Source organism: Amycolatopsis sp. SB7-3 (assembly GCF_041021335.1).
Lineage (GTDB): Bacteria > Actinomycetota > Actinomycetes > Mycobacteriales > Pseudonocardiaceae > Amycolatopsis > Amycolatopsis japonica.
On the sequence record NZ_JBFPJQ010000002.1, the window covers coordinates 1,315,334 to 1,330,091 of the forward strand.

Sequence of the window (14,758 nt, forward strand, 5' to 3'; positions counted from 1 at the left end):
ACGGCGTGCCTGTGACCGTCGGTCACACCTTTGACGCCGACCGGCGCGCGGGCCAGTATCTGGCGACTGATTACCGATGGGTAATGTGGATGTTTCCGTGGTCTCACCAGGAGGACCCTTGCGTCGAGCGTTGAGCCTGATCTTCTTGGCCCTAGGGGTGTTCTCCGTCGCCGGCGCGGTGTTGCTGCCGACCTACGTGAAACCCGAACTCGCCAAGGTGCCGCTGAACCAGGAATCGACGTCGGTCCTCGAAGGCACCGCGTCGAAGGTGCTCGCGGTGAAGAAGGTGGGCGACAAGACCGTCACGGAGATCCGTGACGACGCCAAACTGAAGGCGACCGCCCACGTGGTGGCGAACTTCGCGCCGCCGGAGATGCAAGAGGGCACGGACGTCGCGGTGTGGCTGATGGCCGTGTCGGTCGTCGACACCAGCGACCAAACCGTGGTCAGCGCGAGCAAACGCCAGGTCTGTTTCGACCGCCGCACCGCGGAAGGCTACGTGCCGCCGGGCGGCGACCAAGAGGCGAAGTGCTCGGCCAACAGCAGCTTCGTCACCAAGCTCAAGGAGAAGGCCGAGAAGGAGAACGAAAAGCCCGAGGAGGTCCAGGAGTACAAGCCGCAGCCCGGCCTGAACTTCAAGTTCCCCTTCGACACCGAAAAGAAGGACTACCAGGTCTACGACGACAACACCGGCCGCGCCGTCCAGGCCCGGTTCAAGGGCGTCGACGAGATCAAGGGTGTCGAGGTCTACAAGTTCGTCCAGGAGATCCCCGACACGAAGATCTCGACGAAGAAGGTGCCGGGCTCGCTCATCGGGGCCGCCGGAGATTCCGTCGAGGCCGGCCAGTTCTACCGAGGCACCATCACGAGCTGGATCGAGCCGGTGACGGGTATCCAGGTCAAGCAGGAACAGCAGTCGCACCAGGAACTGCGGTCGGCCGCCAACCCCACCCCCACGGTGGTCTTCGACGGCAAACTGGAGTTCACCGACGCGACCGTGGACGCGATGGTCAAGCAGGTCGACGAGAACAAGGGCAAGCTGGACTTCATCGGGAGCACCGGGCCGATCGTGCTCGGCGTCACCGGCGCGGCGTTCCTCGCCCTTGGGGTCTTCCTGCTGGCGAAGCGCCGCGCCCCCTCGCGCCACTAACGCTTGCGCAGCACCATCACCAGATTCCACGACGCGATCTCCCGGACTCCCGGGACATGCGCGATCCACTGGGCCCAGGAGGGGTGGTAGCGCGGGTAGACCTCCTGGAGATCGGCGAGCGGCGCGGCCTTCCCCCACCGGATGGCCGCGCCCGCCGAAAAGGCGAAAAGGCTCTCGCCGAATTTGTTCTTCGGCTCCTTTCCGTTCTTTTCGACATAACGCCGCCGGGCATAGTGGCCACCGAGGAAATGCCACGGCGCCGTCTCGTGCCCGCCCCATGGCGAATACCACGGTGTGAACGAGGCGAAAATCGTTCCGCCAGGTTTGGTCACCCGGCACATCTCGGCCAGCATGACCTCGGGTTCGGAAACGTGTTCGAGGACGTTCGACGAATAGCAGACGTCGACGGAAGCGGTGCGTACGGGCAGTTTCGTCCCGCTGCCGCGCACCATGTTCTCCCCGGCCTCGCCGCGCGCCGTCAGCTCTCCGACGTCGGGATCTATGCCGAGATACGTGGCTCCGGCGGCACGGAACGCGTCGGAGAAATAGCCGGGACCGCCGCCGACGTCGACGATGGTTCGGCCGTTCAACGGAGTGTGCTGCGCCAATTGCCGGACCGAGTCCTCGGCGAGCACCGAGTAGAAACCGTCCGGATCCGTCTGTTCGGCGAGAAAAGCCCGGAACAACGTCACCGATCTGCGCAAAGTGGCGCGATGAGGCATCGTTGCTGGGGTCACCGACCGATTACCGACCATCGAACCATCGCTTTCCGAGAATGATTCATCTACCGTGTACGCACCGGTAACCTAGCATTGTCGCTAACAGGTTGGGAGAACCACGATGGAAAGGCCACGTGTGCTGCTCGTCAACTGGCGCGACACCGGGCATCCGGAGGGCGGCGGCTCCGAGCGGTACGTCGAGCGGATGGCCGAAGGGCTCGCCAAGGCCGGATACCGGGTGGAGATCCAGTGCGCGGCGTACCCGGGCGCGAACGCCGGGGAATGGCGCGACGGTGTCCGCTATCGCCGCCGTGGCAACAAGTTCGGCGTCTACCTCCACGCACTCCGGGCGATCCGGAAGGCGCACGCCGACCTCGTCGTCGACGTGCAGAACGGGATGCCGTTCTTCGCCAGGCTCGTCGCGGGCTGCCCGGTCCTCGTGCTGGTGCACCACGTCCACAAGGAACAGTGGATCAGCGCACTCGGCGAGACACTGGGCCGTATCGGCTGGTGGATCGAGTCGAGGCTGGCGCCGTGGCTGTTCCGCCACTGCCGCTACGTCACGGTTTCCGAGATCACCAAGGGCGAACTGGCGGGCCTCGGCATCGAAGGCTCACGCATCACGGTGGTACCCAACGGTTTGGACACTCCCCCGCGCGGCAAGGCCGTCCGGGAGACCGAGCCGACGCTGGTCGCGGTCAGCAGGCTGGTGCCGCACAAGCGGATCGAGCACGCGATCGACGTCGTCGCGGAACTGTCCCGGCGCTGGCCGACGCTGAAGCTGGAGGTCGTGGGCCAGGGCCCGTGGGAAGAGGTCTTGCGCAAGCACGCCCGCGACAGGGGCGTCGAGGACCGTGTGCGGCTGCACGGGTGGGTGGACGAGGACGAGAAACACGAGATCCTGGAACGCTCCTGGCTGCACCTGTGCCCGTCGGTCAAGGAAGGCTGGGGCATCGTCATCATGGAGGCTGCCGCGCACGGCGTGCCGTCGGTGGCCTACCGGGCGGCGGGTGGCGTGGCCGAGTCCATTGTGGAGGGTAAGACGGGTCTGCTGGCCGACGACTTCGCCGACTTCACCGCACAGGTCGACGGGTTGCTCGCCGACCGGGTACGGCGGACCGAGATGGGCCGGGCCGGCGTCACGTGGGCCGGTCTGTTCGACTGGGAGCACAGCGTGAACCGCTTCGAATCACTCGTGCGCGACGTGGCCGGGGTGGCCATCCCCCATCCCAGGGTCCTGACTGCGCAGGGCTTCCACGATCCCGTCGGCCAGATCGGCCGTGGCGGCGTCGTCGAAGTCCTTGCGGCGTGCGCGCACGGTGACGGTGCTCGTCTCGCCGACGGTCACCGCGCCGAACGCCACGCCTGAGCGGCCGCTGGCGGCGGGATAGAACGCGATCGAGGTGACCGCGTCCGCCGCCGAAACGACGCCGAGGTTGGAAACGAGGTAGGTCGAACCGAGCCTGCCTGCCAGCAGCCGGGTGCCCAGCCGGGCGATCCGGCTGCTGCGGGCGGGGAAATCGGGCTCCGGCGGCTGTGTGGCCAGCAGCGCGCCGACTTCGGCGACCGTGGGTTTCCCGCCGAGCCGCAACCGGAAAAACGCGCTGTCGTGCAAGGGTTCCGGGACGGCGCCGCCTCGCCACGACGCGCCGACCGCGGCCACGACGCGGGCGGCTTCCTCGCCATGCCGGGCATTCCACGTCTCGGTCAAATCCGCGGCGGCCGCGGCGAACGCGGAGGACCCGAACCGTGAGCGCGGGAGGATCCTGGCGCTGAATACGTCCCCAGGGCCGCTTTCGGACCTCTCCGGAGTGATTCTCGCCGGGGGCGCGAAAAGCGCTTCAGCGAGCCGCTGGAAGGCGGACACGAGAAAGGATCGGTCCGCCGTGCGGGCACCGATCCCCTTGGCGGCGGACGAAATCGGGACGTCGAGGGCCAGGCCGAGGACGGCGAGCAGGCCGAGACCGTCAAGCGCGCCGTGGTGTGCGGCGATCAGCACGACCGGTTCGTCGGTGCCGACGGCGACCCGGAGCAGCGGGGCGCCGCGTTCGTACGCCGCCTCGGCGAACCGATCGCGGACCGCCGGAAGTTCTTCGCCCCGAACGGCTTCGACGTCCGGAGCGGCGCCCAGCCACGGTCGTTCCCCGACCGCGACCGCCAGCCGCATCCGCGCCTTTTCCGGCGCCAGAACCGAAGACAGCCTCGCTTCCAGGAGGATGCTCCAGGAAACGGTGGGGTCGCCGTAGAGCCCGACGACCCGGCCGGCGTGGTCGGAAGCGAGCTCGGACACCGGCTCAGCGGTTGCCGTAAATGACGTGCTCGGGGCTCGAGTTCGGGTTGAACTGCTCCTTGATCTTCGCCTGCACCTGGGGTGCGGCGTCCGGATCGGCGGAGTTCGTCAGCGCGTAACTCCCCCCTGCGGCCGTTGCGAGCCCGATGATGACGGCGGCGGCCGCGCCGATGAGGGTGCCCAAGACCTACTCCTTCCGCGACAGGGAATTCCTGCGTCGGCTCAATGTACGCACCGGTAACTTGAGGCACAACAGTGCGGCCGCGATCGTCACCAGCGCTACTCCGTTTGCCAGCAGCACGGGGAGCGGTGATCGCGTCCCGGTCACGACGGGCTCACCGGGAGTGCGGTAAAGCGTGAGCCAGTCACCGGACCACACCGGTTCCGCGCCGGTCAGCAACCGAGGATCGACCCGCCCCGGCGTCCCGTGTTCGACGAGGATCCAGCCGATTCCGGCCGCCGACAGGTCTTCCGGCGACTTCGCCGCGCGGACACGGTCCATTCTGGAATCCTCGCCGGCGATCTCCTCGCCGCCGACCCGCAGCGTGTCGTCGACGAGCACGGTCTCGGGGAGTACGCGTGGCGCCGGATCCAGCTGCGTCCGGTGGTGGTTCCAGGCGAAACTCCGGAACGTGGACAGCGGCAGCGCGACGACGTCGCCGGACCGGTCGTCTTCGGCGAGCACCCGGTGGACGGCGTTCCAGTCGTCCGGATAGCGCACCGCTTCGAGCCTTCCCCAGCCGCCCCACGCGAGATCGGGCATGGTGAGCAAGGGAAAGAGCGCGGCGGCCACGACGAGCGCCCCACGCGCCGCGCCGGTCCGCAGACGCGCGGCGGCGGCCTCGACCGCGAGCGCGAACCCGAGCGCGACCGGAAGTGCCCACCAGGCCACCCATTTCTGCGCGTCCCGCAGCAGTCCCGCGCCGGGCACGTGCCCCATCGCCCAGGACAGCACGGGCTCGCCGAACGGCAAGGTCGCCAGCGCGGCGAGCACGACACCGAGAACCCCCAGCAGCAGCAACGCCCTCGCCGGCGGGGTGCCCCACTTCCGCGCCAGCGGGCGGAACCCGGCCAGGGCCACGGCGACCGTGACGAGGATCAGCACCGGCGCCATCGGCGCGCCCCGGCTGCCGGGAACGACGTCGCCGTTCCAGATCCCGCCGAGTCCGAGCACGCTCAGGATGGCCGGGCCCCAGCTTTCCGCGCGGACGCTGAACGCGGCCACCCCGGCGGGATCGGACAGCGTTCCGCCGTCGTGCAGGAGCGTCGGGACGAGCCACGGCAGGTTGAGCACGACGGCGAGACCGAGGGTGTGGACCAGTTTTCGCGGCCCGGCCAGCACGATCGCGGTGAGCGCGGCCAGCACTCCGCCGGGCGGGGTGAGCACCGCGGGGGCGCAGGCGAGGATCAGCCGGGCGAGCGCCCTCGGTTCGTTCCGGCGCAGGGAAAGCGCGGAGCGCACGATCCACGGGAGGCACGCGTAGGTGAGCAGGAGCGGCCAATGCCCGATGAACAACCGCTCCGCGAAATAGGCCGTCCACGCGTAACCGGTGGCGGCGACGACGCGCGTACCGAGTTGCTCCGTCGGGACCAGCCGCGCTGCGCCGTATGCCGCTCCGAAGAGCGCCAGGAACAAGACGATTTTCTGGACGATGTCGCCGGGAACGAGTGTGGTCGCGAGCGCGATCACGGCGTCGGCGGGGACCGATCGCGGCAGCGCGGAACCGAGGCCGAGCGCGTCCGGGATCAGCGACTGACGCTGGGCGAACACCATGTCGTAGCTCAGGACGAAGCCCCGTCCGAGCACCGGCAGGAACACCAGCAGCGCCAGCCCCGCCGACACCGCGGCGAGGACGAGACGTTCGCGCCGTGCGTCCAAGTGCCCTTCCCTTTCCGCCTCGATCGCGGTTATGGTCGCGGAGATTACTCGCCGGTAATGGGAGCTCTGTTGAGCGTAGACGCCGAGGTCGACCAGACCAGGACCGACAAGCGTGTCGCGGCGATCCTCGTCTCGCTCGCGCTGGCCGCGAACAACGCCGGCGCCTACGCGCTGAGCATCGTCGCCGCCCGGCTGCTCGCGCCGAGCGCGTTCGGTGAGCTGAGTTCGCTGCTGGCGGTGCTGGTGATCGGCGTCGTGCCCGCGATGGGGCTGCAAACCGTGGTCGCGCTGCGGGTGGCCCGGCTGCGTTCGTCTAAGGAGTCGCAGGACAGCGGGACGCTGCTCGCGCTCGGCCTCACGACGAGCGCAGTTGTCGCGACCATCGGGCTGATCCTGGCGCCGGTGCTGGTCTTCGTGCTGCACCTGGATTCGGTGGTGCCCGCGCTGCTGCTCGCCGTCACACTCGGACCGCTCACGCTGCTCGGCCTCTTCCACGGTCTGCTGCAGGGCAGCGGCCGGTTCGCGCTGCTGGCCGGGCTCATGTCGCTCGAAGGCGCGGGCAAAGTCGGCGGCTCGCTGCTCGGCCTGCTGATCGGCGGTGACGCCACCGGCGCGCTGGCAGGCACCGCTATCGGCTCTTACCTGGTGATCTTCTGCGGCTGGGTCCTCTGTGGACGGCCGCGGCCCCGCAAGGCGGGCTGGCACGCGGGCGAGGTCCTGCACGCGGCGCAAGCGATGCTGGCGCTGGTCCTGCTGGTGAACCTCGACCTCGTGCTGGCGCGCCACACCCTCCCCCCTGGGGAAGCAGGTGAATACGCGCTCGGCGCGATCGTCACGAAGATCGCGTACTGGCTCCCCCAAGCCGTCGGTGTCCTGGTGCTGCCCCGCTTCGCGAACGGCGACGACCGGCGCCGAATCCTGCCCGCCGCACTGGCCGTCTGCGCCGCCCTGGACGCCTTCGTGCTGTTGGTTTCTTTTGCTTTCGGGTCGCGTCTGCTCTCGTTCATCGGCGGCTCCGGCTACGCCGCCAGCACCATGCCGGTCTGGCCGTTCGCCCTCGCCGGCTCGATGCTCGCGCTGGTGCAGATCCTGCTGTTCTCGCGCCTGGCCGCCGGTGACCGGCGGGTGACCGTGCTGATGTGGACGACCGTGGTGGCGGAGACGGTGCTGGTGACGACTTGGCTGCACGCTTCGGCCGCTCAGGTGGTGACTGTCGCCGCTTGCTGCGCTGGGGGGTTGGGGCTTTCTGGGGCGGTGTTGGAACTGCGGTCGCGGAGGTGAGCCACCGTGTGGATTTTGGGACGTCAGATGTCCCAAAATCCACACGGTCACGCATGAAAGGTCCGGTCACGAAGCCAAGCCGCCGGGTTCTGTCAGTGATCGGCTCCAAGCTGGTCGAGTGCGTAGAGGAGATTGGGCACGCCACCCCTTGATCACCAACGGACCGAAGGTGATCACGGCGAAACAGCTCGAAGCCATCGGCATGCCGCGCCGGACGATCTCGCGAAGGTGCGAGCCCGGCGGGACGTGGCGAATGCTGCTGCCCGGCGTCGTGCTGCTCCAGAACGGCGAGGCCACCGACGAGCACAGGATTCACGCCGCGCTCCTGCATTCCGGCCCCGGCTCGATCCTGACCGGCGTTCGGGCGTTGGAGCGTTACGGACTGCGCTACCTCCCGGACACCGACGAGGTCCACGTGCTCGTCCCCGCGAACCGCTCGGTCGCGAACCGCGGGTTCGTCCACATCGAACGGTCACGACGTCTCCCCCATCCCAGACCGCGATCCGGAATCCCGACGGCTCCGGTGCCCCGCGCGGTGATCGACGCGGCGCGAAGGACACCGCACAAGGACCAGATCACGGCGATGATGGCCGAGTCCGTCCAGCGAGGTTTCTGCCTGCCGCGTTCCCTCGCCGACGAACTCGACGAAGGCCACCGGACAGGCAAGGAACTTCTGCGAAGCGCGCTTCTCCCGATCCTGGGCGGCGCCCGATCGGTCGCCGAGGCCGATGCCTGGCGTCTCTGGCAGCGGTCGGATCTGCCCGAGTGCCGGTGGAACGTCAAGATCTTCGGCGCGGACGGCACCTACATCGCGCAGCCCGACGGCTGGTGCGACGAACTGGGCTTCGCCTGGGAAATCGATTCCCTCGAGCATCACACGGGAGACACCGGCTTTCGCGACACTCTCGCCCGCAACGCCCGATATGCCGCGGCCGGGATCATCGTCGTCCAGACGCTGCCGTCACGACTGCGTTCGGAGCCCGGCAGAGTCGTAGCCGAGCTCCGAGCGGCGCTGGACAGCGCTCGCCTACGACCGCGGCCCGACGTCCGGCTCGGCTGAGCGGCCCGCGAACCAAGGCACACACATCGCCACCATCGCCGCCGCCGCCAGCAGCAGCGAAGCCTGCGTCACCGGCCCATAGGCCCATTCCTGCCCATGCCCCAGCAGCCGCCCCACGACCGCGACGAGCGTTCCCACGACCATCCCGCCGAAAGCGAGGTATCGCGGCGCGCGTTCGCTGAACTGGCGGGCCAGCAGGACGGCGATCAGCAGCACGATCGGCAGCATCCCGCCCAGTACGGCCAGCAGTCCGATCAGGACCACTGGCACCACCGGCCCGGAACCGGCTTCCACCGAAATACGACGACGGCGGACCGGCCACAGCGCCCCGATCAGCACCAGCAGGATCGCGACCGCCCCGATCAGCAGACCCGACCGGTACTTCCAGTCCGGCGTGAACTCCAGTTGCACCACACCCCCGGAACCCGCGGGCAGGATCCACGCCTGCTGCCAGCCGTCGACGCGCGTCTTCACCAGCGGGGTCCCGTTCAGCGAGGCGGTCCAGCCCGCGTTCGCGTTCTCCGGAACGGCCAAAACGGACTCGTCGCCGCCCGCCACGGTGACCGATCGGGACGTCGCGTCCCACGAGTCCACGGTGACGGCGCGATGCGCGGCGGGCGGAACGGCCCGGCCGGCGGGTTTGAGCCAGAGGTCTTGGACCACGAAGGAGTCGGAACGGTCGGTCCGCAGTTCGTGCCCGCCCGCCGCCAGGTCCACGCCGCCCGCCGAATCGGGGCACGCGGACAGCGTCAGCGGCCGGTGCGCGACGAAGTCGGCGAGTGTGCCGCGCACCGAGGTGTCGTAGTCGAAGCCGTCCAGGCGGACGTTCGGACCCGATCCGCAGGGCAGCGCGAATTCCGCGGCCGGAGCGGGAAGTTCCGCCCCGGTCAGGGAAAGACTCCCGATCCCGAGCGAGTTCCGGGTCCGCTGGTCGTCGTCGAGGCCGGCGAACGCGATCTTCAGCTGCGACGTCTCCAGGGGCGGGAAGCTCGCCGCGCCGGAAGCGTCGAGTTCGACGGAACGGCTCGACGTGGGCGTGGTCAGTTCCAAGCGCGCGGGAGCACGCGAGTCGGCGGCGACGCGGATTCCGGAGATCGTCTGCGGTTTCGCCCAGTCCAGCGTCATCGTCGGCCGCAGGTCCGTGATGTCGGGCTGCCAGGCGGTCGCGGGATTCCCGTCCACCGCGGCGAACGCGCTCGCGGACGGATCCCCGCCCAGTTGTGACGTCGCCGAAACCCGCAAGCCCGGAAGCTCCACCGGCACGCGGCCACCGCCCGCCGGCAGCACGGTGCCACCGAACTCGTAGGCACTCGGCGACGTCGTCGAGAACAGCCGCCGGATTCCGTCCGGTTCCTCACCGTCGCGGCCCGCGTTGGGGTCGCAGCGGCCGGGCACGCACGCGTACCTCGGCTGCTGCCCACGGGTGAACGCGAACCCCGGCGGCGTTCCCGCCCCGAGGTCGGCGGGAACTTCCAGCGCGCGTTGCGGTTCGACGCCGGGGATTTTCAGGTCCGAGATCCCGACGTTCCCGTCCTGCCTGCCGACCACGAGCGACAGCAACGTGATCCGCACCTTGCGCGTCACCCCCGCCGGAACCGGATAGGTGTGCGCCCCCGCACCGCGGACGACCTGGTGATCGACGGAGCCGTTGTCCGTGGTGATCCGGATCCTGGTCGGCGGCCAGCCGACGCGGATGTCGTCGACCATCGCGAGATCGACCGAGTTCACCAGCCGCGGGGTGTCGAGTTCGACTTCGAGCCACTCCCCGATCGGGCCGGTGAAGCTCGACGAATGCCAGGCGGTACGCGGATCCCCGTCCAGCGCGGCGAACGGCAGGTGGCTCGGATCCGAGCCGCCGAAGGCGTCCGCGAACGAAGCCGCCGTCGACGCGGTGACCGAGCGGATCCCCCGGTACGCGGCCACGGTCTGGTGCTGCTCACCCGGGAACGGCAGGACGTCCAGCGCGGCTCGTTGCTGGCGCGGGGATTCCCCGGCGGTCAGGGTCTGGCTCAGGTTGTCCCGCACGCCGCCGACGTTGCGTTCGGCGCGGCGCAGCCCGTCGGTGACCAGCCTCGGCCCGGTCGGCGAGCCGCCGTCCCCGGTCAGCACCGTCGGCGTGCCGGGTTCGAGCTGCCCGGAGTTCATCAGCGGCAACAGGTTCTCCGGCCCGCCGCTCACCGTCGGAACGTCCTTCGTGGACGTCGCGGTGACGAGCGGCACCGGACGTTTCACCTCGAAGACCTCCAGCGGCCCGAACTGGGCCGACTTCTCGATCCCCGGCGATCCCGCCAGCCCGGCGCGCAACGTCGTGAAATCGGGCGCGCCGACCTTGGCCCGGTCGACGTCGCCGCGCAGCAGCAGGAACCGGTAGCCCGACCGCGCGAGCAACGCCGCGAGCCCGGGATCCCCTCTGCCGTCGGCCAAGGCCGCGTCGACCGAGTCCATCAGGCGGGTGTTGCCCTCCGAGCCCAACGGCACCTGGTTGCGCACCGCCCACGGGCTGTCCGCGATGGCCTGCGCCGGTTCGTCCACCGTGCGGCCCCAGTCGTACTCGCCGAACCCGGTCGCGGGCAGCAGCAACGTGCGCGCGGTCGCGTCGGTCTTGGCGACGTGGCCCATCGCGTCGTACCAATACCCCGGCACCTCGTCCCAGCCCGGCCCCGGCCGCAACGTCAGCAGCCACACCGGCGCGGCCATCGCCACGACCAGGAGGGCGCCCAATGCGGGCCGCAGATTCCGCCGCAGCGCTGGTGCGTAGCTCGTGATGCCGTGGACGAACGCCAGCATCAACGGCAGCCGCAGCACCGGTTCGAACTTGTGCACGTTCCGCAGCGGCGCGAGCGGGCCGTCAAGCAGATGCCGCACGGGTTCCGCCAGCGGGCTGTCGAGCGTCCCGACGTAGCCGACGGTCAGCAGTGTCAGCCCGGTCAGCACGCCGAGCACCAGGAACCGCCGTTCGGGCAGCCCACGCCGCGCGAGGCCGAACAGCCCGACCGCGGCCACCAGCCCGGTCGCCGCCATCAGCACCGGATTGTCGATCAGCGCCCAGCCCGAAGGCCACCACGGCGTGCCCTGCACGACGTAGGCGACCCACTGGTTCGTGCCGCGCAGCACCTCGAACAACGACATCGGTGCCGTGGTGTTCGTCGCGGACTCGATGTAGTCGAGGAACGGCAGGCTGTACTGGCCGAGCAGCACCAGCGGCAGGAACCACCACAGCACCACGCCGACGACGAAGACGAACCACCAGATGACCAGCGCGACATGCGTGCTCCGCCATTTCCGGGTCAGCAGCCACAATCCCGGGAGCACGAGCGCCATCACGACCATCGCGCCGTTGATCCCGCCCATGCACAACACGGCGAGCGCGGACAGCCCGGCGGCACGGCGCGGCGAGCCGATGCGATCGGCGAGGATCAACGGCAGCAGCACCCACGGCAGCAGGACGGCGGGCAGCATTTCCGAGGACAGCGAACCGATTTCGGTGACCATCCTCGGCGCGAGGGCGTAACCCACTGCTCCGATCAGCCGAGTCCGTTCGTTCCCTATTTTCAGCGCGCGGGCCACGAGCAGGGCGCCGCCGAACGCGACCGAGAGCAGGATCGCGCACCACAGCCGCTGCGCGATCCAGACCGGTAGCCCGACGGCTTGGCACACCGCGAAGAACGGCCCCATCGGGAACAGGTAGCCGTACGCCTGGTTCTGCAGCTCCCCCGCCGTCGCCTGGGGATTCCACAGATGCAGTGCCCGGCCGAGGAAGGCCAGCGGATCCACCGCGAGGTCGAGTTTCGTGTCGAAGGTCGTCCTGCCGGGACGCTGCACAAAGGACAGCACGGTGAGTGCCAGCACGATCCACGTGCTCGGCCTCTTCACGAGCGCGCCGGGGGTTACCATCCGGTAGATACTAGGCGGAAACGTGGCTACTATGCGCCCTATGACAGACGGTTTCGAAGAAGCGTGGTCGCTCGCCGAACCCGTCAAGGGCTGGATGACGCGGGATCAAGGCCTCTCCCTGTGGAACGCCGCGTGCCGGCTGGACAAGGGCGATCTCATCGTGGAGATCGGCAGCCACCAGGGCCGTTCGACGATCGTGCTCGCGAGCGCAGCCCGCACAGTCGGGGCGCGGGTGGTCGCCGTCGACCCGTTCGTCGACGGCCGGTTGTTCGGCGGATCGCCGACACGCCAACGGTTCGAGGCGAACCTGAGAAAGGCAGGCGTCGAGGACGTCGTCGAGCTCGTGGCGGAGTACAGCACGAAGCTCCGCCCACGCTGGGACCGCCCGATCCAGTTGCTCTACATCGACGGCAAACACGACTACTGGACCTACACCGACGACCTGCGCTGGTCGGCGAACCTGGCCGACGGTGGGGAAATCCTGGTCCACGACTGCTTTTCCTCGATCGGTGTCACGCTGGGCACGATCGTGAAAGTCCTCTTCGGACGGCGGTACACGTACCTCGACCGCGCGACGTCACTGGCCCGGTTCCGGCTCACCCCGCCGTCAGCGAAGGACCGGCTGCGCGTGCTCGCGCAGCTGCCCTGGTTCGTACGCAACGTCGGGATCAAGATCCTGCTGCGGCTGCGCCTGGCTCCCGTCGCGAAGATCTTCGGCCACGACAGCCCGTACGACCCCTACTGAGTGAGCGGTCTGCCGACGTCGACCTTGGCGAGGCAGACCGGAGCACCCTTGGCGGACAACTGGAAGCCGACCTTGTCGAACAGGCCCTCGATCGGCAGATACATCGTGTGCAGACCGGGTTGGAACCACACCGGCACTCGGGCTCCGTCGCGATCCACGAACCCTTCGCCACCGTCCGAGGTGAAGTAGTCGATCCGGAGCAGGTACCGGCCGAGAACGGGCGTGTCCAACGGAACCCGGACCAGCTGCTCGCCGACGGTGTAGCCACAGCCCGCCACCGGACCGGGCAGGCCGCGGGAAACCGGTTCCACGCCGGTGATCGTCCTCGCGGTACCCGAATCGTCCAAAAGGGACATCCGGCTGGTCGGCTGATCGAACTGGAAGCCGGGGATCAGGCCGACCACCCGGGAAGCACGGGCGTTCTCACCGAACCAGCCGTGCAGGACGTCGTTCGGTACAGCCGTGTCGAACAGGACGAGGTCGGGGTCCCGTTCGATCGAGGCGCGCGCGTTGGCGAGGAAATCCCTGGAATGTTCGAACCGTAATCCGGGCGCCAGCCGGGTGAAACCCACGGCGGAACTAGCGATCAAGGCGAGACACAACGCCAGGGCGACCGGGCGTTTCGCCGAGGACAGCACGGGATCCGAAGGCCGGTCGAGCGGTTTGGGTTCCAGGAAGGCGAAAGCGAGACACAGCGCGACGACGAGTGCCAGATCGGCGACGTAGCGGGGATCGCTGCCCAGTTCCGGGCCGACCTCGGTGAGCCTGGTGGCCGCCGAAAGCCCGATGTCGGCCACGAACACCAGGCCCAGCAGGATCCACGCCTTCCGGGCCCGGAGTCCGCCGACGCGAATCCCGATGGCCAGCACCGCGACGGCCACGAGCAGCAGCACGATCCGCACCACCACGGGGGAAGCGGCGAACGTCGCGCCGGGGCCCGGCCCCGACCAGGGCCCGCCGACCATCCCGGGGATCAGGGCGTCCCCGAGCATCCGGCCCGTCATGTCCGCGACCGTGCCGACGGTCACCGGACCGCCACCTTGCCCGACCTGGCTCGTGGTCAACGCCAGGAAAACGGCGGCGTAGCCCGCGAGGACGGCGGCGAGGACACCCATCAGGACGAGGTGGCGGCGCAGGGAAATCCCGAGCAGCACGGTGATCCCGGCGATCAGCACCGGGATGAAAACTGCCTTTTCGTAGAAGGCGAGTCCGAAGACGGTCCAGGCCACGGTGGCGATCGCCCAGCGGCCGCCGTCGGCGAGATACCGCACGTGCGCGTGCAGTGCGGCGGTGGCGGCCAGCAGCACGGGAGCGATCTGGATGGCGTACGCCCACCACAACGTCGGGACGAGCAGCAAGGTCGACGTCGTGAACATCGTGAACGGGACGAGAATCCCCCACCGGCGCCCGAAACAGCGCACCAGTACCGCCCACAGCAGCACCGACGCCGCCGCTTGCATCAGGAGGACCGGTGCCATCAGCACGGCGAAGTTCAGCGGTGCCCACGCGGTCAGCACGTCGGCGAGCAGAAATCCGCCGGGCGCGAGATGGCCGTGGTAGTCCTGGAAAAAGTAGCCGAAGTCGAACGGGCCCGCCTTCGCGGCGTGATAAGTGATGACGAAGTCGTCCTGCGCGAGGCTGCCGCGTAGCGCGGCCCACACGTGCAGGACGAACGGGATCACGCCGGCCACGAACGCGGCGAGCGCGACCGGCGAAGGTCTTTTCCCCCGGAGAGCCACG

General features: G+C 69.1%; 10 protein-coding genes. 5 read left to right on the top strand and 5 right to left on the bottom strand.

Annotated features, from left to right (window positions below; all coding sequences use genetic code 11):
* Positions 1-118: 118 nt before the first annotated feature.
* Positions 119-1,150, top strand: coding sequence for a DUF3068 domain-containing protein (locus tag AB8M46_RS24140; protein ID WP_394361667.1), 1,032 nt, complete (start codon positions 119-121; stop codon positions 1,148-1,150).
* Here the strand turns inward: AB8M46_RS24140 and AB8M46_RS24145 are convergent.
* On the bottom strand, positions 1,147-1,842 hold the full coding sequence (locus tag AB8M46_RS24145; protein ID WP_394361668.1) for a methyltransferase domain-containing protein: 696 nt from the start codon (positions 1,840-1,842) through the stop codon (positions 1,147-1,149). The two genes, AB8M46_RS24140 and AB8M46_RS24145, sit on opposite strands and share 4 nt — an antisense overlap.
* Before the next feature lie 163 nt (positions 1,843-2,005).
* Here AB8M46_RS24145 and AB8M46_RS24150 point away from each other — a divergent pair, with 163 nt between their 5' ends.
* The gene (locus AB8M46_RS24150) at positions 2,006-3,238 is read left to right on the top strand and encodes a glycosyltransferase family 4 protein (protein WP_394361750.1); all 1,233 of its coding nucleotides are present in this window, start codon (positions 2,006-2,008) and stop codon (positions 3,236-3,238) included.
* A gap of 925 nt (positions 3,239-4,163) precedes the next feature.
* On the opposite strand, the gene AB8M46_RS24155 is transcribed toward AB8M46_RS24150, so the two are convergent.
* A complete protein-coding gene (locus tag AB8M46_RS24155) occupies positions 4,164-4,343 on the bottom strand; it encodes a hypothetical protein (RefSeq protein WP_037348252.1) in 180 nt (59 codons plus the stop codon).
* 3 nt (positions 4,344-4,346) lie between these two features.
* Positions 4,347-6,038: a hypothetical protein gene (locus AB8M46_RS24160; protein WP_394361669.1), complete on the bottom strand. Its 1,692-nt coding sequence runs from the start codon at positions 6,036-6,038 to the stop codon at positions 4,347-4,349.
* Between the two features lie 69 nt (positions 6,039-6,107).
* On the opposite strand from AB8M46_RS24160, the gene AB8M46_RS24165 reads away from it, so the two are divergent.
* Together AB8M46_RS24165 and AB8M46_RS24170 are read left to right on the top strand one after the other, a co-directional pair.
* A complete protein-coding gene (locus tag AB8M46_RS24165) occupies positions 6,108-7,319 on the top strand; it encodes a lipopolysaccharide biosynthesis protein (protein WP_394361670.1) in 1,212 nt (403 codons plus the stop codon).
* A 118-nt stretch (positions 7,320-7,437) separates the two neighbouring features.
* On the top strand, positions 7,438-8,379 hold the full coding sequence (locus tag AB8M46_RS24170) for a hypothetical protein (protein WP_394361671.1): 942 nt from the start codon (positions 7,438-7,440) through the stop codon (positions 8,377-8,379).
* On the opposite strand, the gene AB8M46_RS24175 is transcribed toward AB8M46_RS24170, so the two are convergent.
* Positions 8,347-12,273, bottom strand: coding sequence for an alpha-(1->3)-arabinofuranosyltransferase (locus tag AB8M46_RS24175; RefSeq protein WP_394361672.1), 3,927 nt, complete (start codon positions 12,271-12,273; stop codon positions 8,347-8,349). The two genes, AB8M46_RS24170 and AB8M46_RS24175, sit on opposite strands and share 33 nt — an antisense overlap.
* 40 nt (positions 12,274-12,313) lie before the next feature.
* On the opposite strand from AB8M46_RS24175, the gene AB8M46_RS24180 reads away from it, so the two are divergent.
* Positions 12,314-13,018, top strand: coding sequence for a class I SAM-dependent methyltransferase (locus AB8M46_RS24180; protein WP_394361673.1), 705 nt, complete (start codon positions 12,314-12,316; stop codon positions 13,016-13,018).
* Here AB8M46_RS24180 and AB8M46_RS24185 read toward each other — a convergent pair.
* Complete coding sequence (locus tag AB8M46_RS24185) at positions 13,012-14,757, bottom strand: hypothetical protein (protein WP_394361674.1); 1,746 nt, start codon at positions 14,755-14,757, stop codon at positions 13,012-13,014. The two genes, AB8M46_RS24180 and AB8M46_RS24185, sit on opposite strands and share 7 nt — an antisense overlap.
* Position 14,758 lies beyond the last annotated feature (1 nt).